Origin of the sequence: Streptomyces mutabilis (assembly GCF_046628145.1) — a bacterium.
In the GTDB taxonomy this organism is placed as follows: domain Bacteria; phylum Actinomycetota; class Actinomycetes; order Streptomycetales; family Streptomycetaceae; genus Streptomyces; species Streptomyces mutabilis.
The window spans coordinates 14,070-35,775 of sequence record NZ_CP176874.1; the positions used below are offsets into that span (position 1 = coordinate 14,070).

Genomic DNA, 21,706 nt, shown 5'->3' on the forward strand with positions numbered 1-21,706 from the left:
CAGCTCGCGCGGTCTTGTGCCGCGCGGGCTGGCACTCCCGACACGCCATGAACCCAGGAGGTGCTGCGTGGATACCAGTAAGGCCGGACCGCTGTACCGGTGCGCGGACACGGCGCTCGTGCGCGCTGCCCGGTGCTCGAGGCTGCCCCTGCCCATGTGGCCGGACCTCACCGACGCCGCCCCGGGCCGAGAGGTGCGGTGGCAGGCGTGGCTGCGCGGCGTCTGGTCGATGAGCGAGATCGCCGACACCATCGAGCAGGCCAGCCCGTTGCTCGCGCGGCAGGTCGAGGCTCTGTGCTCGACGGCTCGACCTGAGACACGTCCGCTGCGCCGCACGGTGGTGTCCGTCATGCGGTACGTGTTGCGGTTGACGGGCCGGGCTACGCCCCATGGCCTGTTCGCCGGCGTCGCTCTTGCCTCCTTCGGAGCGCGGCCGGGGTGGATCTGGGGTGAGGATCACCGGGCCGTCGTCCGTGCCGACGGCGATTGGATCACTGACCTGATCGCGCGCCTGGAGGCAATCCCAGAGTTTCTGCGGCTCGTGAGCGTCATGGCCAACAACACCGTCTTCGTACGCAGCGACCGGCTGGTCGTGCCTTATCCGCCCCGCTCACACCGCACCGTGCACAGCCCGACGGCGGAAGTCTCCCTCCGGTACACCTCGGCCGTACGGATCGCCGTCGACTCGGCCATCTCGCCCGTTCCCTTCTCCAGGGTCGTGAGACGGTTGAAGAGCGAGTTCCCTACCATCGCCCCTGACCGCGTGGAAGGGCTGGTCACCAGTCTGGTCCAGCGCGGCGTGCTCGTCAGCAGTCTGCACGCGCCCTCCACCACTTTGGACGCCCTCGACCACCTGGTCCGGCAAGCCGAGGCTGTCGACGTGCCGTCGGCCGCGGACCTCGTGGCCGGTCTGCGATCGGTCCGAGAGGCCATCCACCGGCACAACCAGGTCCTCGTCCCGGCGGAGGGCCGGCGGCTGCGGGCTGCTCTGCGTCAGAAGATGACGGCCTTGAGCGCCGTCAAGGCCCAGCCCTTCACGCTGGACCTGCGGATGGACTGCTCTCTCACTCTGCCTCCGCAGGTTGCTCGCGAGGCCGAGAAGGCCGCCACGGTGCTGGCCCGGCTGACCGCGTATCCCTTTGGCACTCCGGCGTGGAAGGACTTCCACAACCGGTTCTTCGAGCGGTACGGCATCCACTCGCTCGTCCCGGTCCGGGACGTCGTGGACGAGGATGTCGGCCTGGGCTTCCCGGCCGGATACCGGGACGCGGAACCCGAACAGCGTGAGGCCCTGACCGTCCGGGAGCAGCGGTTGATCTCCCTCGCGCAGGCGGCTGTGCTCGACGGACGTGAGGAGATCTGTCTGGACGAGGATCTGATCAGCAGCCTGACGGTCGGAGACCGGGATGACTGGCAGGTACCGGCCCACACGGAGTTGCGCTTCCAGATCCGCGCCGCATCACAAGAGGCCCTGGAGGGAGGGGACTTCGCTCTCCACGGCATCGTCCCGTCGCGCGGGATCGGTACCACGATCGGTAGAAGCCTGGGGCTGCTCACAGCAGATGATCAAGCTCGCGTAGGCGCTCTGCTGAAGGACCTGCCGGTCAACGCGTCCGGCTCGGTGCCCACGCAGGTCTCCTTTGCTCCACTCGACCGGGGCGACACGGACGTCACCCGCGTCGCCGAACTCCTGCCGGCCGTCATCAGCGTGGCGGAGCACCGTCCGGTCGACGCACGCACCATCCCGCTCGACGACCTCGCTGTGAGCTGCGACCGGCGCAGGCTCTACCTCGTCTCCCTATCCCGCGCCTGCCTGCTGGACCCCATGACGCTGCACGCGCTGGACCTGCGCGGCCACACACCGCCACTCGCACGCTTCCTCACCGAGATCAGCCGGGCCCAGAGTGCCGTCCTGACCGTCTTCCCCTGGGCGTCCGCTACCGCCCTGCCGTACCTGCCGCGCGTGCGCCACGGGCGCGTGATCCTCGCGCCAGCGAGGTGGCGGCTGGACCGGCCGGAACTGCCCGACCGCCGCGCCTCCTGGCAGGAATGGCACAAGGCGGCCGACGCGTGGCGCACGCGCCGCCGAGTTCCGAACGAAGTCGCGCTGTCCGAAGGCGACCAGCTCCTGCCGCTGGACCTCAGCGAACGCGCGCACCTCGCGCTGCTGCGCGCCCACCTGGACACCCACGAATCGGTGGTCCTGACGGAAGCGGAACCCGACAGGGGCTGGTTCGACGGACGGGCCCACGAGATCATCGCCCCGGTGACGGCTGTCCGCCCGCCCCAGCAGGCGACCACCCCTCCCGTGACCGCCGACCAGCTCCTCACGCGCGACCACGGGCATCTTCCGGGCACCGCCCCCTGGCTGCTGGTCAAGCTGTACGGGCACGTCGAACGGCAGCCCGAGATCCTTGCCGACCACCTTCCCGCGCTGCTGGGCCAGTGGGACGAGCCGCCGGCCTGGTGGTACATGCGCTACCGCGACCCCCGCCGGCACCTGCGGCTGCGCATCACGGTCCCCGGCAAGCGCGACTTCGCGGTCACCGCGCAGCGTGTGAGTGCCTGGGCGAGCGGACTGCACCGTGCCGGGCTCCTTACCGACATGCAGTTCGCGACCTCCTACCCGGAGACCGGCCGGTGGGGCGCCGGGCCGCTGATGAGCCTGGCCGAGGACGTCTTCACCGCGGACTCCCGAGCCCTGGCCGTCCAGTTCTCCCAGTCCACCCGCCCGCACCGACAGGTCCTCGCTGCCGCGAACTTCGTGTCCCTCGCCGCCGCCTTCACCGGCAGCATTGCGGCCGGCATGGACTGGCTGATCACCCACGGCCGGATCACCGATCCACGCCCCATGGGCCGGACCGTGCTCGCTCAGGCGGTACGCCTGGCCGATCCGACCGGCGGCTGGGCGGCCCTGCGCACGGCCCCCGGCGGCGAGGCCATCGCCAGCGCCTGGAGCGAGCGCGATGCGGCCCTGGCCCGCTACCGGCAGAAGCTGGACGCGTCCGACGGTGGGATCGACCCGGACCTCGTTCTCGACTCGCTGCTGCACGCCCACCACATCCGCGCCGCCGGCATCGACAAGGACGACGAGCGGATGTGCGTACGGCTGGCCCACGCCGCCGCGATGGCCTGGATGCGCCGAGGAGATCACCATGAACCTGCGTGAAAGCGCGCGGGCAGCCGCTAACACGATCGCCGAGCGGCTCGCCTCGCCGCAGGACGTACGGGGGCTGCATCACCGCCAGGGCTGGTGGCCGCAGTCGCTCGCGCACGGCGCGGCTGGTGTTGCGCTGCTGCACATCGAGCGGGCCCGCACCGGCCAAGGGCCGTGGCAGCGCGCCCATGACTGGCTCGCTTGCGCCGCGGCCGAACACGCTGTCGGTGGACCGGACAGCCACCTCTACTACGGGGCGCCCGCGCTGGCCTTCGCTCTGCACGCCGCGGCCGACCGCCCCGGACGCTACGCCCGCGCCCTGGACACCCTCGACCGGTGCGTCACTACGGCGATCCTCGACCGGCTCGCCCAGGCCCACGCGCGCATGGACCGCGGCCGGATGCCGGCGCTGGCCGAGTTCGACGTGCTCCGGGGCCTGAGTGGGATGGGTGGGCTTCTGCTGCACCGTGACGTCCACACCGACGTCCTCCGCGAGATCCTGACCTACCTGGTCCGGCTGACCGATCCGGTCGAACACGATGGGGAACTCCTGCCCGGCTGGTGGAGCCACCTCGCCCCCTCCGGCCGAACCTCCCCACAGTTCCCTCAGGGGCATGCCAACAACGGCGTCGCCCACGGCATCGGCGGCCCCCTTGCCGTCCTGTCCCTTGCCGCGCGCCGCGGCATCACCGTCGACGGTCACCTCGACGCGATCGCCCGCATCCTGGGCTGGCTCGGTCAGTGGCAGCAGGACGGCCCCGCCGGCCCGTGGTGGCCGTACTGGATCACCCGTGAACAGCTGCGTTCCGGGACGACCGGCCCCCGGCCGGCCCGGCCGTCCTGGTGCTACGGCACCGCGGGACTCGCCCGCGCTCAACAACTCGCCGCCCTGGCCCTCGACGACCGTGCGCGCCAACAGGCTGCCGAATGCGCTCTCCTGCGCGCCATGACCTACCCCGGCCAGCTCGGCGCGACCGTGGACGTGTCGCTGTGCCACGGCTTCGCGGGTCTGGCGCACATCACGCAACTGGCCGCCGCCGACGCCATCATCCCCGGCCTCGCCGAGTGCCTGCCCCGGCTCCTGGCCCCGATCACCGACAACACGCCGGAGATGCTGGCGGACTCCCTGATCGCCCCGCCCGGCGGCACAGACATCGGGCTTCTCGAAGGTGCCGCAGGCACCGCCCTGGCCCTGCACTCCTTCCACACCGCAACGCCGTCCGCGTCCGGGTGGGACACCTGCTTGCTGACCAACTAGCTGAAGAGAAGAGGGAACATGGCAGCGGACGCATGGCCGCAGCGCCTCATCCGGTTCGCCGACTGGAGCCGTGCGGAGGCCACCGCCGTGGAGTATCTGCTCCCCGTGCTGACCGCCCAGGAGTCGGAACTGGCCCAGTGGTCGTTCCTGCGGAAGTTTCCCTGGTGGCGGCTGCGTTTCCGGCCCGTAGGCCCGACCTCTACGCAAGGTCTGGACGCGGCACTGGACGAGCTGGTCGGTGCCGGCGTCCTCGCCTCATGGACACGCGGCCTCTACGAGCCGGAAGAGACAGCCTTCGGCGGGCCGGCCGCCATGAAGATCGCGCACACCCTCTTCCACTACGACAGCCGCCACCTGCTGGAGGAGCTGGCCCGCCAACAGAAGACGAGCGGCCCCCGGCTCGGCCGCCGCGAGCTGGCGATCCTCCTGCCCAGCGTGGCGATGCGTGCGGCCGGACTCGACTGGTACGAGCAGGGCGACGTCTGGGTGAGGATCACGGCCGAACGCCCCGGCGACGAGATCCGCCACCCGCAACGGCACCGGGCCGCTGTCCACCGGCTGATGACCATCGACGTCAGCACCACCAGCCGCAACGTCACCCAGGGCCGGCTCGCACCGCTGGCCGAGTGGATCGCCACCTTCGAGTGGTTCGGCCAGCAGCTCGCCGACCTCAACCGCCAGGGCCACCTGGAACGAGGACTGCGGGCCGTGATCGCCCACCACGGCATCTTCCACTTCAACCGTCTGGGCCTTGCCGCCCAGGACCAGCACACCCTGTCAACACTCGCGAAAGAGGTAGTCATGGGAACGAACGACAACGCCGCGTCCAGGCGAGCCGAGGGCGCGCCGAGCACTACGGTCACCGAGGTGAACAGCGACACCCTCGAAGCCCCCTCCGCCGACCGCCTGCGCTCCCAGCTGATCGACCATCTGGTCCAGACAGAGCGCGTGCGCACGCCCCACGTCGAGGAGGCCCTGCGGACCGTGCCCCGCCACCTCTTCGTCCCGAACGTTCCCCTGGAAACGGCATACGGCAACACCCCCGTGGACACCAAGACCGACGAGTCCGGCGCTTCCATCAGCTGCGCCTCCCAACCCGACATCGTCGCCATGATGCTCGAACAGCTCGACGTCCATCCCGGCCAGAACATCCTGGAGCTGGGCGCCGGCACCGGCTTCAACGCCGGACTCCTCGGCTACCTCGTCGGCGAGAAGGGCCACGTCACCACCATCGACGTGGACGACGACATCGTCCACGGAGCACGCCGCGGACTGGCCGCCGCCGACATCCACAACGTCGACGTGATCCTCAAAGACGGCGCCCTGGGCCACGCCTCAAACGCGCCGTACGACCGCATCGAAGCCACCGTCGGCGCCCACGGCGTCCCGCACGCCTGGCTCGAACAGCTCGCCCCCGGCGGACGGCTCCTCGCCCCGCTGCGCCTGCGCGGCAGTGTCTCCCGCTCGATCGCCTTCGAGAACCAGGACGGAGCCTGGCGCAGCGTCGGCAGCCAGATGAACACGTTCATGCCGCTGCGCCGGGGCATCGCCGACGACCCGCGCGTCTTCGTTCCCCTGGACCCCGACCACACGGTCACCCTCGTCACCAACGCAGACCAGACGGTCGACGCGGACGCCCTGAGCGACATCTTCCGCCAGCCGCGCACCGAGGTGTGGACGGACGTCACCTTCCGCGGCCCGGAATCGGCCGAGTACCTGGAACTGTGGCTCACCTGCGCCTTGCCCAACGGCCTGAGCCGGATGCCCGCCAAGAACGAGGCCATCGGCAAAGGCCTGGTCACCGCGCCCTACCCGTCCTCGACCGCAGTCTTCGCGGGCGGCACACTCACCTACCTCACCCGGCGGCCCTATGCGAAGACGGCTCCCGACGGCGCCGCTCTGTATGAGTTCGGCGTCATCGGCCACGGCCCCGACGCGAAAGCCCTCGCCGCAGACGTCACCGACCAGATCCGCACCTGGAGCCAGGCCTTCCGGACACTCGACGTCGCCTTCGAGATCCAGCCGCTCGACGCAGCCCCGCCCGCACCGAAGCACGGCCGCTTCACTGTCGACAACCCGCTGAACCGCATCGTCATCGAATGGAAGTGACATGGACGTCAGCCAAATAGCGCAGCGCTTCCCACTCGCAGCCCGCCCACGTCCTGCCTGCTCTCCCCTCGCCGACCGAATCCTCGAGGTCACCAACCTCGCAGCCGCCGCCGAGCGCGACAACAACGTGACCTCCGCGACCGTGGCTCTGAACAAGGCGGCACTCATCGCGAGCGACTGCGGCATACCGGACCTGGCGCGCGCTGTGGTCGGCGCGGGGCGCGGCCGGACGGGTTCAGTCGGTTGCGGACGGCTGCAGCAGTGCGAGAAGGAGACCGCGGGCGCGGTGTCGGGCGCGCGCCACCCGGATGTCCGCGCGGTTGGCCTGGCCGATGGCCTCGTCGAGCGCGGTCAGGGCCGCTTCGACGAACGGTTTGCCGATCCGGTCTGTGGCGCGGCCGGGCTCGGTGAGATGCCAGAACTCTCGCTCGGCGGCCGGCCAGTACCTGGTGAATGCGGCAGCGGCCCACGGGCCGGGCTTGCGGGCATCCAGCTTGATCTTGGCCTTCGGGGACAGGTCGACGCTGGTGTCGGTGGCGATCTTCCAGGCGATCCTGGCGGCGAGGTCCAGCCGGTCACCGGTCTGCTCCGCTGCCGTGTGGCAGCGCTTGACCAGGTAGGCCATCTCCGCGTCGTTCTCCTCCTGCCATTGCAGGATCTGCGGACTGGTCGCCCGGAACCAGACGCTGTCCTTCTGCTGGCCGTCCTGGTCGAAGCCGTAGGCGCGCACCCGCAGCAGCGGCAGCAGCCGGCGGGGCAGGTGCTCGAGCACCGGGGGACGCCGGGCGTCCTGACGGCTGTCCTTCAGCAGCAGTGAATCCAGGTCCCGCCACAGGGCCCGGGCGCCGTCGGCCTCCCGCGGCTGGAAGTCGCCGTCCCTGCGCCGGTCGAGGACCTGGTACGGGTCACGCACCCGGTGCGGCGGCTCGTGCGTCGACCAGGTCAGGTAGGCGTCGGTCACCGTCCGGCCGTCCTCGGCGGGCACGAGGAGTGCTGCGTGGCGAAACCGGCCGGTCAGCATCCGGCCCGGCCACGTCAGCGGCGGCAACGGCTGAAGCGGAGAGGGCAGATCCTCCTCCCACGGGCAGGCGTCCGGCGTCTCCCATGCGGCGTCGCTGTCAGGGCGCGGGACGGCCAGCACGAGCGTGGTGAACAGGTCAGGGGCCCAGGGAAAGTAGGAGACGGACTTGCGCAGCGGGGCCGCATCCCCGCTGCCTGCCCGGTGCTCGGTGATCCTGCGGGGCGTGCACTGACCGGACGGCCCGTAGTACAGCTGGGCGATCAGATGCCAGGCGGCCTCGGCGGCCGGCACCGCAACCGGCGCCGTGTCGGTGAAATGTCCGAACAGGACAGCCCCGTTGACTCCCGTGGGGCGGCCCATCACCAGCTTGTTCACCCCGGACGGATTCGGGGCCCCCTTCGCGTCCACGCACTCGGTGCGCAGCCGCGGATCCTGCAGGAACGGCCGCTCGGCATCGAACAGATCGAACCGTCCCGCCAGGTCCTCTCGGCCGAAATAAGCGTCCACGGCCCGCGCATCGAACCGGCCGGCCTTTCAGCCCCTCCCTCAAGGCAAAGAACAAGCAAAGCCCCTCCTGAACCCCAGGTCAGAAAGGGTCCTCCCCGCCGACGCGGGGGTGTTCCGGACTGGTAGGCGTTGACGGCCATCGGCCCGGCGTCCTCCCCGCCGACGCGGGGGTGTTCCGTTTTCACACGGGGCGCGCGGACCCCACACTGGGTCCTCCCCGCCGACGCGGGGGTGTTCCGGCGTCGTCGGCCTGGTCCTCCGGATTGTTGGGGTCCTCCCCGCCGACGCGGGGGTGTTCCGCGTTCCTGATCAGCCTCGGCCTGATGCGCCGCGTCCTCCCCGCCGACGCGGGGGTGTTCCGTCATCGACCCGGCCCCGGAACAGGGGGTGCGTGTCCTCCCCGCCGACGCGGGAGTGTTCCGTCCGAGCTGGAGAGCGCGTCGATCCCGCTGGCGTCCTCCCCGCCGACACGGGGGTGTTCCGGTAGTGGTGGAGGGGCGAGCGCATCGTGGCTAGTCCTCCCCGCCGACGCGGGGGTGTTCCGGTGAGGATCCGGCCGTCGTGTTCCCGGCGCATGTCCTCCCCGCCGACGCGAGGGTGTTCCGACCACCAGCTCCTGGCAGCCGTACGACCCGGCGTCCTCCCCGTCGGGGCGAGGGTGTTCCGTTGGCCGGCACCTCGTATCCGCCCTTCGGCGGATCCTCCCCGCCGACGCGGGGGTGTTCCGACGTGTCGGACGCGTCCCGGCAGGTGGTGGACGTCCTCCCCGCCGCCGCGGGGGTGTTCCGGTACGCCCATGACTCAGTCGACCCTTCGGCGGGTCCTCCCCGCCGACGCGGGGGTGCTCCGTCCCGCAGGGTGGCGCGGTGGTTCAAGGTGAGGTCCTCCCCGCCAACGCGGGGGTGCTCCGGACACGTCGCCCTGGTCGATGGTTAGTCCGTTGTCCTCCCCGCCGACGCGGGGGTGCTCCGGTGGTGCCGGACAGCTCCAGGCCCTGGCCGTCGTCCTCCCCGCCGACGCGGGGGTGTTCCGGACAGGTAGTGATCACCGTTGTCGGGGCTGAGGTCCTCCCCGCCGACGCGGGGGTGTTCCGCGTAGCGGAGGAATCGGTACATCCGCGCCCAGGTCCTCCCCACCGACGCGGAGGTGTTCCGATCTCGACGATGTTGTTCGTCCCCGTGAGCCGCCCTCCCTGCCAACACGGTGGTGTTCTGTCCTGCGGCTGGAGCCAGTACGGCTACGCGTCGCCCTCCCCGCCGACGCAGGGGTGTTCCGGTCTACGGGCGGGAGCCGGCGGTGTGGCTAGCGTCCTCCCTGCCGACGCGGAGGTGTTCCGGACTCGATCTACGCGGTCGTCAACCTCAACCCGCCCTCCCCGCCGACGCGGGGGTGTTCCGACGTAGAGGCGGTCGCGTTGGGGGCCGCGGCCGTCCTCCCCGCCGACGCGGGGGTGTTCCGCTGCACGTCCATCAGTTCCGGCACACGTTCGCGTCCTCCCCGCCGACGCGGGGGTGTTCCGTAGCGGCGGGCCCAGTCGGTGACGAAGGCGGTGTCCTCCCCGCCGGTGATCCGGCGGGGCTTTGACGTGGTCCTCCCCGCCGACGCGGGGGTGTTCCGCGGCCCATCACGCACGCCCCACGGTGGTCAGGGTCCTCCCCGCCGACGCGGGGGTGTTCCGGAGATCAGGCAGCAGGCGGTGGCGCACCTTCAGTCCTCCCCGCCGGCGCGGGGGTGTTCCGTGACCATGCAGAAGCGCTCAATGACCGCCGCCGTCCTCCCCGCCGACGCGGGGGTGTTCCGGCCACCAAGGCCGCCGGCGATCAGGCCCGCACGCCCTCCCGGCCGACGCGGGGGTGTTCCGCAGAGCGCGGACAGGCTGAGGCAGAGTGTCCTGTCCTCCCTGCCGACGTGGGGGTGTTCCGCCGGTGGACGGCCAGCGCGCGCCACAGCCTTGGTCCTCCCCGCCGACGCGGGGGTGATTCGATTCCCGGGTGCTGGCTCATCGACCTGTCCGAGTCCTCCCCGCCGATGTGGGGGTGTTCCGCGGCCCGGGTGGGCCGGGGGGGAGGGTCCGCGGTCCTCCCCGCCGACGCGGGGGTGTTCCGTGTCCCGAGTAGCACCGCGCCACACCAGACCAGTCCTCCCCGCCGACGCGGGGGTGTTCCACGCGTGTGGCGTCTGAACGTCGTGGAGACGACGTCCTCCCCGCCGAAGCAGGGGTGTGCCCTGGGCACAGCAGCAGCTCACCACCGCGCAGGGGTCCTCTCTACCGATGCGGGGGCCGTCGCTTTGCAGCCACGTGACGGCGTCTATGCCCTCCCCGCCGACGCGGGGGGGTCCAGCCACCGAGCTGGGCGCCCCCGCCGGGGGCCGGTCCTCCCCGCCGACGCGGGGGTGTTCCGTCACACCAGCCCCTCGGGGGTTTCTGGACTTTGTCCTCTCCGCCGACGCGGGGGTGTTCCGTACGCTCGCCTGAACCGCCTGTACGAGCGCGAGTCCTCCCCGCCGACGCGGGAGTGTTCCGACGGCCTCGACCTTGTCGGGGTTCACGTAGGCGTCCTCCCTGCCGACGCGGAGGTGTTCCGACCAGCGGGTCGGTGTACGGGTTCGGGGTAGCGTCCTCCCCGCCGACGCGGGGGTGCTCCGGGGGTGAACTCCTTCTTCAGGACCACGCCGTAGTCCTCCCCGCCGACGCGGGGGTATTCCGCACACGACCCAGGCCGTTTCGGAGTGCACCGCGTCCCCCCTGCCGCGCGGAGGTGCTCCGACGGTGGGGGCACGATGTACAGGAACGCCAAGTTGCCGGCCGACACCGGGATGCTCCAATCAGACAGGATGGTGCTCGTGGCCGACGCTGGTCCTCCCCGCCGACGCGGGGGTGTTCCGTGGGACTCGGGCGCGCGCGGCATGCGCTTCGCGTCCTCCCCGCCGACGCGGGAGTGCTCCGCCCTCGTTCAGAATCCGGGCCTGCGGGCACAGGCGCTCCCGCCGACGCGGGGGATGCTCCGCTCGAAGGCGAGGTCGCCCTCCCGGCCCTGTTGTCCTCCCCGCCGACGCGGGGGTGTTCCGATCACGGTGCAGTCGGCATGGGATCAGGCGTGGTCCTCCCCGCCGACGCGGGGTGTTCCGAGGAAGGCGTACCGCAGGTCGTTCGGCTTGTCGTCTCCCCGCCGACGCGGGGGTGCTCCGAAGGGTGGTCCCTTCGATCCTGCCCGAGTGGGGTCCTCCCCGCCGGCACGGGGGCGTTCCGTTGTAGACGGTGGTGAGCAGGTGGGTGCCGGAGTGCGCGGGGGTGTTCCGTCGACGGCGGTGTCGGTCGTCAGGCCGGCCTTGTCCTCCTCGCCGACGCGAGGGTGATCCGGTTCCTTCCAACACTGCGGTTCGAGTGCGCAAGCTTTCTCCGCCTCCGTGGGGGGCGGCCGTCGTTCTACTTGTCCGCGAGTTAAAGAGCCGAGTCCTCACCGACCGCTGGAATGCTCCGCCAACCGGCGACGCCGTCCCCTCGGCCATGCGGTCCTGCCCGACAACGTGGATCCCTCGCTGGCTCGCCCCGGGTCACCTCTGACGTCGGCGGGGAGGACGGCGGACCGGCTGAGCGATCCGCACGCGGGGACCGGGCATCCGCCCGTCGGCGAGGAGAACGTCGAGGTACAAGAAGGACCGTGAGTCAGCGACGCCTGGGAGCAACGCCAGGGCGGTGGCAGCCAGGTGCTTGTGGGCCTGGCTGCCGTCGGAAGGTGGGCTCATGTGGCTGCGCGGGCAAGGCTGAGCAGGCCGGCGCCGTAAGACTTGGCCCGTCCGATGCCGACCAGTACGGCCTCGGCGAGGGCGTCAGGGTCGGTGACGATGGCAGTGCCGTCGTAGCGCATCAGGTGATGCCGCACGGCGGCGGCCTTGTCACTGCGGCCGTGCACGGCAGCGACCGGGGTGGGCAGCGCTGTGGTCAGGTGGAGGCCGGCCTCGTGGGCGCGGCGTGCCCACCATTGGTCGGCGTCCGGTCCGGTGAGCGCGATGCGTTTGCCACGCTGGCCCTTGTTTTCCAGTGACAGGCGTTCGGTTTTGACTGGGTTGACGACGATGCGGTAGCGGACGGCGAGGCCCTTTTGGAGGGCCTTGAACACCGGGGTGAGGTCTTTGACGTCGGCGTGGCCGTAGCCGTCGGGCAGGCGTGTCGGGTCGAGGGCGGTGGCCTGGACCAGGAGCGTGCTGAAGGCGTCGGTTACGTCGAGGCGATACAGGAGCCCGGCTGCCTGCCGGGGACTGTCGCCCAGGCCGTCGGGGACCAGACGCATAAGGGTGCGGTGCATGTCGGTAGCGTTGCGCAGGTCGCGATGGACGGCGCGGCTGTGGGGGTTGAGGCGGATGCGGGCGAGGGCCGCGCCGGGGCTCATGCGGTGGCCTCCTTCATGGCGTGGTCGATCAGCTTCGTGGGCAGAGTGTGGGGCCGGCAATCAGGTGCAGGGAGGAACGTTGCCCGGTGCCGTGGAGCAGGTCGGCGTCGTTCGTAGGTGCGGCTGTGCGGGGGTGAAGCAGAGGGATGGTGTGCACGGTGAGTACGTCTGCTTCGGCGGCGCCGCGGGTGGCGGCGGCCCCAGCAGTGTGGTGGTCGGCGAGGTGGCCGCCGGGCCGGTCCGCCTGGACGGTGAACGCCAGAGCCGCGTAGTGGTTGGATGCGTCCGCGTCCTGGCGGTCATGCCCTGCGCTGTGGCAAGCGCGCTGAGCAGCTCGGAGGGCATGGAGAGCGGGATGGTGGCCCTCTCGGGGGTGAACGCCGAGCGTTTGCATCGGGCCGGCCAGCCGGAGCACGGGCCTGTTCACGCCCACGCCCTGGCGGCGCAGGCGGCGTTGATGAGGGTCTAGCAGGAATAGTCGTACGCCGCTTCGAGCGCGTCGGTGAACGTCTGCACCATTCGGTGGCACAGTCGGATGCCTTGCACGTTGTCGCTCAGTTCCGCGGGCATCGCGAGGGCAGGGCGCGACGGAGGTCGGCCACGCGGCCACCGGGTACTCCTGTCCGCCGTCGCGAAGTGGGTGTCGATGTAGCTCTGGAGCGTTTTCAGGTAGCTGGTGCCGAAGCCTGCGTAGGGGGCGTCCGGTAGGTGTACGGCACGCCGGTACAGCGGCCGTGGCCGGTACTGGCGTGCCAGGGGTGTGAATGACATCGGCTCGTCGGTGACTTCGCCGCTGTGGTGATCTCCGTCGTCCTTGTCCGGGGCGTCGGAGTTGGTGGGGAGCGCGCCGAGCGGTCTGTCGCCGTAGAAGTCGATCGGCTGCGGGCCGTTGCGCGGCTTCTTGGCCGCCAGGGGCAGCTGTATTAGGTGGTGCAGCGGATCTTCGACGTAGCCCAGCAGGATCGGGCCTTCCGGTGGGCAGGAGCGGCGGCCGAGGAAGAGGGGCCAGTGCGGGTCACGCAGGGCAGCGGCGCACGCGTTCAGCAGCGTTTGGTCATCGGAGGTCATGGCGAGCGTGAATGCAGCGTCGGCCAGGTACTGGCGCTTGGATACCAGAGTGCCTTTGCCCTCGGGGCGGTGTTTTCCATCGACGGTGACCACTGTCTCGTCGGCGGGCCGTCCACCACCGACGGTGTGGAAGTCGGACAGCACGACGCCGGGTCGGTCGACGCGTACCGTCATCGACAACTTTGTGAGGTCGTCCACGGGCGCCTGGCGCGCTCGTCCGAGACCTGCGGCCAGCATGCCCACGATGCCGGACCGGGTGGGGAATCGGGCTGTGTCACGCCGGGCGTACTTGCTGTGCGTGCCCCAGGACTGGAGTGGGCCTGCCAGGCGCAACAGCAGCCCTCGGGAGGGGCTGTCGGTCACTGCGGGGCCTCGGCGAGAGCGAAGTCGACGGTGGCGGTGACGAGAGCCTCGAAGGACGAGTGGCGCTCGCCGAGATGCTCGAGCTTGTCGAACTGGAGGGACGCGTGTGCCGCGTGCAGGACGCGGTCGGGGCCGAGGAGGGTGTTCGCGGCCTTGGCGTAGACGTCGATGCCTTGTACGGAGCGTCCGACGAAGCCGCCTTGTCCGGCTGACCGTACGGGTTCTTCGAAGGCTGCGGCGAACGACAGCGGCCGGTCGGAGCGGACCGCCATGTGGACCAGGTGGGGGATGGTGTGCGGTGCGGTGGAGTTCTTCTTCGCCTGGGGCAGGGACTCGATGAAGGAGAGCAGGAACTGGCCGACGAGCTCGCGGGCGGCATCGAGTGCGATGTCGCTGTCCTCGCTCAGGTTTTTGATGAGTTCTTTGAGATCGACGGTGGCGAATCGGTAGAAGGTGCCGGTGCTGAATTCGGCCGTGCCCATGTGGCCACTGCCCGTCTCATCGCCCTTCGCCTCGGTAATGTCGTCGACGGCTGCGAAGTAGTCGAGTTCGACCTCAGTGGTGTGCGTGGTGAAGGCGTGCGCGACCTGGACGGCACCGTCGACATTGGCGTGGTCGACCTCGGTGAGCATGCGACCGAAGAGGTTGATGACCCCGTTCCTTTTGACAAGAATTCTGTCGACCTTGCCTTTCAGGGCGCTTTCGGGCTTGCTCTTTCCCTTTCCGGTGAAGTCGGTCGTGAGCGCGTCCTTGTGGGCTTCGGCGATGTCGGCCAGGTCCTCGACGGCGTCTTCGGGAAGATAGACGAGCGCGTTGGTCAGGATCTTGTTCGTGATGGGCTGCTTGTCCCTTCCCTTGGCCACCTCCCACTTGATGCTGCTCCCCGCCGCAACATGTGCCCCCGCACGTTCGGCAAGCGCCTTGTCCCAGCCGCGCTCGCGAAGCACCTCGGTGACCCGCTCGCCGATACGGCGTGTCCGCAGCGCGTTCTCGCCAAGCGTGTCCTGGAAGTGCTCGCGGATGGCCCGTTTCCAGGACTGGCTGGAGATACGGGTACGCAGGACGTCGCCGTAGAGCATGCTTTTCACCGCGTTGGTGTCGTCCCGGTTCAGATTCGCGTAGGGAACGGGTTGGACGACGTGGATGTCGATGAAGCGTGGCTTGAGGTCCATCGGGGATCTCCTGTGGGGTGAGAAGGGTCAGTCCTGGTCGGCGCCGGCCGTGATCCGGTAGAAGTCCTGCAGCCAGCGGCGGCTGATACGCCCCGACTGGTACTGCCAGTCGATGAGGTCTGCCAGCAACTGTCCCCAGTCGATGGAGGTGCCGGTGGTGCGTACCTGATTCACCGCAGCAGGGAGGTGCAGGTGGATACCGCGCAGACTCTGCCGGGCCAGGAGGTTGATACGGCTTTCTGCGGCGCTCATCCGCATCGGCTTGCCCTTCGCGGTGACGGCTTGGCCCAGGGTGGCACCGAATGAGGTGCCGTACGGAGCCGGCCCGGGCGGAGCAACCTCCTCGCCCGGTTCCTCCTTCTTCCGCAGAGCCTGCTTGTCTGCCGCCTCGTGTTCGTCTGGGGTGTTCTCGTCGTCTGCCTGGTCGGGTGAGAAGGCGTGTCGGGGCTGGGCCGCGATCAGCGCGGCCACCGTGTAATGGGCCTGGGCTGTCGTGTCGTCGCAGCCGTCCGGCAGCCGCGGTGTCAGCAGCCGGTGCATGGGCCGTGTGCGCGGGTGGTCCAGGTCGCGGCGCAGGCCCGCGCGCAGCGCCGCTCGGGCACCGGGGTCTGTGCGGCACAGATGTTCGATGTGTGCGGTGAATGCGGCGTACGCGGCGCGTTTGCTCTGCCGCTTGCTCGCTTCGGAAGCGTGGAAGGTCACGGCTTGTCCTCGGGTCGGCGGGTGACGGTCACGACTTCTTGGCCGCACTTCTCGTGACCGGTTGTCCCATCGCCTTGTGGGGGTCTTTCAGGGCGGCGAGGATGATGGCTTTCGCCCGGGTGACGGCCTTGGCGCCCCGTGGTGTGCGTGTCACGGAGCTGGTCACTGCCTCGTAGGCGTCGAGTGCGTGCCGCCCGAAGGCCCGGCAGGCGGCCTCGAAGTCGAATCCGGTGTCCGTGGTGCCGCCAGCGCGACTCAACTGTCGGAACCGCAACCAGAATTCATCCTCCGCCGACGGCCAGTACCGTGCCGCGACCGCGTCCTGCCAGGCCCGCGGATCGTTCTTCTTGTCATCCGTGTACTTCAGCCAGGCTTCCTTCGTGGCCTGCTCCAGCCGGTTCCCGAAGAGCTCGCCGAGTTCACGGAGCTGGCGTACGGGCCGCTCGGTGTTCGCCGCGTCCTCTTCCACTCGGGCCAGGAGCACCGGGGTCACGGAGTCGACGTACTGGTGGTTGGCTGCCTGGCTGGCATCTTGTTCGAAGCCGAGGGCGCGTACCCGTAGGTACTCGCTGACGTCGAAGGCATGGTCCATGACCTTCGGCTGGATGGGGCTCGAGTCGTCCAGTTGCTTGAGCAGGAGGGCGTCGATGTCGCGCCACAGAGAACGGGAGGAGTCTGCGAGCCGGGGGGACGTCTTCCCGTCCTTGGCGATGTCCCAGATCAGGTAGTCGTCTTCTGGCCGGATCCGCTCGGCGTCATAGGCCCAGGTGATGTACGCGTCGGCCGTATGCGCGCCGTCCGGGGCGGGGACGAGACAGAGCGCGTGCTGTGAACAGGCGGTCAGCCGTGAGCAGGGGCCCTGCGGCTCGGGCATCGGCTTGAGCGGGTCCGGGAGGTCTTCGCGCTCCCAGGGGCACAGGTCCGTGTGCCGGCTGACGTCACCGTCCGGGGGTGTGAGTCCGGCCAGCAGTGTCAGGAGCAGGTTGTCGCACTGGGGGTGGTACGAGAGCGCGGCTCGCAGGGGTGAAGCTTTCGCATAGTGGCTCCTCACCTGCCCGACCGCGCGCCGTGAAAGGGCGCCGGGGTCTCCCCAGTAGTGCCAGGTCAGCAGGGACAGCGCTGACTGCGAAAGACCGGGAGAGACGGGACTGCCGTGGCTCCAGTGCTCGAACCAGGAGTGGTTGTTGCCCGCTGCCCGGCTCATGACCAGTTTGTGGACGCCGGCCGTGTTGTTCCTGTCGCACTGGTCAGGCAGGCGGGGGTCCTGGAGCCACGGGCGGTCGCCGTCGAACAGGTCGAAGCGGTCGCTCCACTGACCGAAGTAGCCTTCGATGCCGGCTCTGCGGCCGCCAGGCAATTCGATGCTCCGCTCGGGAAACCCCTGTTCGAGGACCTGTTCCCGCCGGTCGCCCCAGCTTCCGGGCCCTGCCTCGTCCAGAGCGGTGATCCGCGCGGTCAGCGCGTACAGCAAGCGCAGCAGCGCCGAATGAGCCGGCGCTTCCGGGATCAGCAGGGTGCGGATTTTGCGGGCGTGGACAAACAGGTCCCTGAGACCCACTTCAGGTGGGCCCGGCTGCCCCTCCACCCATGCGACCGGAATCCATGGCCGGTCGACCAGATTGGACGCAGACGTGGTCACGCGCCCCTCCCCCCATCGTTGCGCGTCACCAGATACTAGAAGGGCAGGCGGGGACGGTGTGAGCAGTTAGGGCAATTGATCGACAAGCAGGCCGAGTTCGCTAACCTGGAATCGGTGCTTCTCGCCGGTTCGCACCCATGTACCGTCTTCCGGGGTCATGTTGAGCCGGAGGACAGTCTTGAGGGCGGCCATGGCGCGCCAGTCGCTGTTGGCATCGCCTGCCACGCCGTCGACGAGCCGCTGCGGTACGGGTATCAGGTAGGGGACAAGCTGGCCCGGCTTCGGTCGACGCTTGGAATCGCGCGCAAGCTTCTCCTCGAGGACCCCGGCCTCAAGAAGAGACCCCGGGTACAGGCACACCACATGCACCATCTCCTCGCCAAGAACGGAAGAGAGCAGTTCGGGCTCCATACCGGGGTGGTCCCGGCTCAGCAGGCCGAGGTCGCCGTCAAGCTCCCACGGCCCCGGCACCTGCAACCAGCCCGCAGTACCGGTCGCTCTGCGTTCTCGGACCGTCCGCCGGTTGTCAAGCCGCTGAAGCTCACGCGCCGCAGCCTCCCCCAGCCCGTCGACGAGCTCGCCGGCGTACACCTCGTCCAACAGCAGGGGAACTTCCTCCGGCAGGGAAATCGTCCTGCCGGCACCCAGGACGATCTCAGTACGCCGCACCAGCGCGACATCGTTCAGGCCGGACCTGCTGTCGGCTCGGAGCACCACGAGCCGCGGCTGGCCCCCCGCGCTCTGGCCCGCACGGGCCAGCAGGTCCACAAGCGGAGCCGGCCCCGAAACGACGAGGTCGAAGCTCAAGCCCCTGACATGTTCCAGCATCGGCGTCGTCACCAGCACGGAAGGGGCGCTGACGCCGCCGTCGGGAGAGAACGCGCTCCGGCAGGCCGCGAGACGCCGCCATCGGTCCTTGTTGCGCATCTGTTCGTGGACCAGGGTCACCTCGAGGCCGGGCAGCTCCTGTGAGAGCAAGCGGAACGTACGGATGACTTCCGCAGGCGTCGACCGGTAGACGACGGCCCTGCCGTTGCCGGCCTCGACCAGGGGTGCAAGAGCCGCCCGGATCTCGTCGTACGGCTCACCGTCAACGACCTCGACGCTGAGCGTGCTGGCCCGCGCGGCGTCCGCAGCCTGCCGGGGCAGGTGCCCCCGTCCGGACTGAGCATCCACGAACGACCACGCCGGCAGCCGGCGAGGCTGCACCATCGGCTCCGCTACTCCTCCAGAGCCACGGCGATAGGCCGCCAGCATCGCATCCACCGACTTGTCCGCAGCCATCGCGGCCAGGACCACGGGAATCCGCAGCGCAGCGGCCCACTCCAGGAACCGGAGCATCAGCTTCTGCCCCCACGCGCCGCGGGCATGGGCCTCATCCACCACGACGACCTTGCCGGAGAAGGCAAACAGCCGCATCACGTTGAACTTCACCGGCAGGACCGCCTGGAGAAGTTCGTCCACCGTCCCCGTGCCCAGCGCGGCCAGGAGCGCGCGGTGATGGGAATTGAGCCAGCTGTTCGCTGTCAGAACCCATTCCTCACCAGGCTCCGCGCTGACATCACCCAACGCATGGGCGTGCGCCCACTGCTGCGCGGCTTCCGCCGGCTTCAACCGCGAAGAGCTGTGAAGCAGCAGCGACCGCCAGGGACCCGTCAGGGCCTGCTCAGCGAAAGCATGCAGCTGCGCCATGTGGCTCTCGGCCGCCGAACCGGTCGGCAGCGCATAGAACAGACCGCGCGCGTTTGCCGCATGCCCGAGGACCGCCGCTGCACGAAGAGCCGCCTCCGTACGCTCCTGCGACGGCGAAGCCGTCACCACCACCAAGCCCGGCCCGCGCTCGGCCACCAGACCAGGCAACTGGGCCTCCACACTGGCCACAAGACTGATCTCGCCTGCACACTGGCCCGGCTTGGGCCGGGCAAAACCCGTCCCGAGCAGGCCGCTGTGCTCCACCAGACGGACAGCTGCTGCTCGGGCGACCTGCCAGTAAGCGTCCAGGTCCTCAGGGGTCCCGGCCCATCTCTCCTCCCTGAGCCTGGCCTGAATCTCTTCTTCGATACTGGCCAGCCAGTCCGACAGGGTCACCAGCCCCGTCAGGACCACAGCCGCTCCCGGTGACATCCGCCCCTGCGGAACCGACACCGCCCCTGTCACTCTGCGCACCTCATCGAAGTGGGCCCGCCGCTGCTCCTCCCACCTGCCCGTGCCCAGACCGGGGTGACGGGCCACAGGGCACCGGTAATCCTTGGCGTAGACGACCGGGTGGAAGCGGCCGCCGTGCCCACCGAGCAGCTGGGCCACCGCGTGACTGAGCTGAGACTGCGGACGCCGCTTCGACGACGGATAGCCGATCTCCTCGAGAATCCCCGCCAGCCACCAGTGCGCCGCCGCCTCGTGTGACTGCCTGTCCAGCGCGGCGCCGGCCACGGAATCGTAGCCCTGCTCATCGCCCAGCTCCTGCGTCAGCAGCTCCCCATCCGCGCTCTTCGGACCGTTGCAGTGCAGCTGGAACGGCACGCTGATCTTCCCGATATCGTGCAGCCCCGCCCAGAACGCCACAAGCGCCCGCGCCTCCCCGTCCGGAACCCGCAGCGCCCCGACCACCATGCTCCGCTGATGCGAGGTCAGCAGTTCATCCCACACGACCTCCGCCACAGCTGCCGTATCCAGCAGATGACAGATCAAAGGGTGCGTGCGGTGAGCCCCGCGGGCGTTCCTGCCCAGCCCGGCAGCCTTGCCCCACAGGCGGGAGTCCAGGGCCATGGGGTGCTCCTTGTCTCGGATCCAGCGCAGGCGCGCCTCACAAGGGCCGCGGCAGACACATCCAGCCGCAGCTCTCCCCCCCCTCATCTGCTTCACCTCGTCGAAGGCCGGCGGGGGCAGTTCCCGCAAGCACTGCCACACCAACGGGTTCCCGCCGTAGAGTACATACCGCTGCACGCCTCCCTGGGAGGTGCGCGGAACCTCATTGCCTCTCCAAGCGACGGCACAGCCGAGCAGAACGCACGACCCTCCCGAGGGATGTGGCGCAACCTCGGCCCAGTCTGCGCTCTGGAGATACAGTGTCCCGGTTCCTGCACAAGTTCGTCCTGCGCCGCGAAGTACTTCTCGGTACCTCGCGCGTAGTGGTCAGCGCGGTGACCCGTGCCCTGATCAGCGAACTCGTCAGCTGGCTCATCTGAGCCACGGTGACGGACCCCAGGGGTCCGTCACCTCCCGTTTGCAGACAATCCCCGCAGGCTGAACACGTCTCCCCGCCACGGGAACACCCCACAGGACGAGAAGCCCGGCTACAGCGGACGCTGCCAACACCGCAAGCGGAGGCGACCGCCGCCATTAGCGGGGTCCTGGTCCTGGTTGCGGCCTCCCCGCCCACGCGGGGGTGTTCCGGTGGTGGCGATTCCGGAAGTTCACGTCCTCACGCCCTCCCCGCCCACGCGGGGGTGTTCCGGTATCCAGGCTTTCGTTCAACTCTGAACGACGATCCTCCCCGCCGACGCGGGAGTGTTCCTCCCGCAAAATCTCCCCTGAAATGCGCAAGTTCGTCTTCCCTGCCGACACAGGGGTGTTCCGCAGGGCTTGGTGTTGCCGGCGATGTCGTCCGCTTCCTCCCCGCCGACGCGGGGGTGCTCCGAAGATCCGGTTTGCACCGGACGGAATGATCTAGCCCTCCCCGCCAACACGGGGGTGTTTTGTCGACGCCCCCGACGCGCAGCCCACCGTCGGGGTCCTCCCCGCCGACGCGGGAGTGTTCCGCTAGTTACGGTAGGTACACCACTGGGGCAGTGGTCCTCCCCGCCGACGCGGGGGTGTTCCATTGTGGATCTCGTCGACGAACAGGTAGTCGATGTCCTCCCCGCCGACGCGGGGGTGTTCCGATCTCGACGATGTAGTTCGTCCCCGCGAGCCCGCCCTCCCCGCCGACGCGGGGGTGCTCCGCTCCGGAACCCCGGAGAACCCCAAGGCGCTCATGCCCTCCCCGCCGACACAGGGGTGCTCCGGTGGACCAGCGCATCTACGACCTGCGGCACGAGTCCTCCCCGCTGATACGGGGGTGCTCCGACGATCTGGAACGGTTCGGGGACAGGCTGTAAATTCTCCCCGCCGACGCGAGGGTGCTCCGACGGTGGGGAACACGATGTACTGGAACGCCAAGTTTTTCCCGTCGACGCAGGGGTGCTCCGTGCTTGGTGTAGCCGTGGGTGAACCAGCGCCGGTTGTCCCTGCCTACGCAGGGGTGTTCCGGCCGACGCCATACAGTGCTGGCGCAGCCGGCAATGCTCCCCGCTGGCCCGCGGGGGTGTTCCGCACCAGCC

10 protein-coding genes, 1 pseudogene and 1 CRISPR repeat array are annotated in these 21,706 nt (G+C 69.7%); of the genes and pseudogenes, 4 read left to right on the forward strand and 7 right to left on the reverse strand.

Features of this window, described 5'->3' with window-relative positions; genetic code table 11:
- Window positions 1–67 precede the first annotated feature (67 nt).
- The 3 genes from ACLIN4_RS00095 to fxlM are packed head-to-tail and all read left to right on the forward strand — an operon-like array spanning window position 68 to window position 6,524.
- Window positions 68–3,169, forward strand: coding sequence for a lantibiotic dehydratase (locus ACLIN4_RS00095; protein WP_411575311.1), 3,102 nt, complete (start codon window positions 68–70; stop codon window positions 3,167–3,169).
- A complete protein-coding gene (locus tag ACLIN4_RS00100; protein WP_411575312.1) occupies window positions 3,156–4,415 on the forward strand; it encodes a lanthionine synthetase C family protein in 1,260 nt (419 codons plus the stop codon). The genes ACLIN4_RS00095 and ACLIN4_RS00100 overlap by 14 nt, the downstream gene beginning before the upstream one ends.
- A gap of 18 nt (window positions 4,416–4,433) precedes the next feature.
- Entirely contained in the window at window positions 4,434–6,524 is a 2,091-nt protein-coding gene (gene fxlM, locus ACLIN4_RS00105) for a methyltransferase, FxLD system (RefSeq protein WP_411575313.1), read from the forward strand.
- Between the two features lie 235 nt (window positions 6,525–6,759).
- On the opposite strand, the gene casA (ACLIN4_RS00110) is transcribed toward fxlM, so the two are convergent.
- A complete protein-coding gene (gene casA / locus ACLIN4_RS00110; RefSeq protein WP_411575314.1) occupies window positions 6,760–8,052 on the reverse strand; it encodes a type I-E CRISPR-associated protein Cse1/CasA in 1,293 nt (430 codons plus the stop codon).
- An 88-nt stretch (window positions 8,053–8,140) separates the two neighbouring features.
- Window positions 8,141–9,207: direct repeats of the CRISPR family, unit length 29 nt; unit sequence GTCCTCCCCGCCGACGCGGGGGTGTTCCG.
- Between the two features lie 2,588 nt (window positions 9,208–11,795).
- The gene (gene cas6e / locus ACLIN4_RS00115) at window positions 11,796–12,443 is read right to left on the reverse strand and encodes a type I-E CRISPR-associated protein Cas6/Cse3/CasE (RefSeq protein ID WP_386808392.1); all 648 of its coding nucleotides are present in this window, start codon (window positions 12,441–12,443) and stop codon (window positions 11,796–11,798) included.
- Between the two features lie 133 nt (window positions 12,444–12,576).
- On the opposite strand from cas6e, the gene ACLIN4_RS00120 reads away from it, so the two are divergent.
- Window positions 12,577–12,912, forward strand: coding sequence for a hypothetical protein (locus ACLIN4_RS00120; protein ID WP_386808394.1), 336 nt, complete (start codon window positions 12,577–12,579; stop codon window positions 12,910–12,912).
- 140 nt (window positions 12,913–13,052) lie between these two features.
- On the opposite strand, the pseudogene cas5e reads toward ACLIN4_RS00120, so the two are convergent.
- From cas5e to ACLIN4_RS00145, 5 genes and pseudogenes are all read right to left on the reverse strand, one after another.
- Window positions 13,053–13,874, reverse strand: a pseudogene (gene cas5e / locus ACLIN4_RS00125) (type I-E CRISPR-associated protein Cas5/CasD); the annotation flags it as partial.
- Window positions 13,871–15,046: a type I-E CRISPR-associated protein Cas7/Cse4/CasC gene (gene cas7e / locus ACLIN4_RS00130; RefSeq protein WP_411575315.1), complete on the reverse strand. Its 1,176-nt coding sequence runs from the start codon at window positions 15,044–15,046 to the stop codon at window positions 13,871–13,873. The pseudogene cas5e and the gene cas7e, both read right to left, overlap by 4 nt.
- A 27-nt stretch (window positions 15,047–15,073) precedes the next feature.
- Window positions 15,074–15,748, reverse strand: coding sequence for a type I-E CRISPR-associated protein Cse2/CasB (gene casB / locus ACLIN4_RS00135; protein WP_381943465.1), 675 nt, complete (start codon window positions 15,746–15,748; stop codon window positions 15,074–15,076).
- 28 nt (window positions 15,749–15,776) lie between these two features.
- A complete protein-coding gene (gene casA, locus ACLIN4_RS00140) occupies window positions 15,777–17,387 on the reverse strand; it encodes a type I-E CRISPR-associated protein Cse1/CasA (protein ID WP_411575316.1) in 1,611 nt (536 codons plus the stop codon).
- 66 nt (window positions 17,388–17,453) lie between these two features.
- Complete coding sequence (locus ACLIN4_RS00145) at window positions 17,454–20,153, reverse strand: CRISPR-associated endonuclease Cas3'' (protein WP_411575317.1); 2,700 nt, start codon at window positions 20,151–20,153, stop codon at window positions 17,454–17,456.
- Between the last annotated feature and the right edge of the window lie 1,553 nt (window positions 20,154–21,706).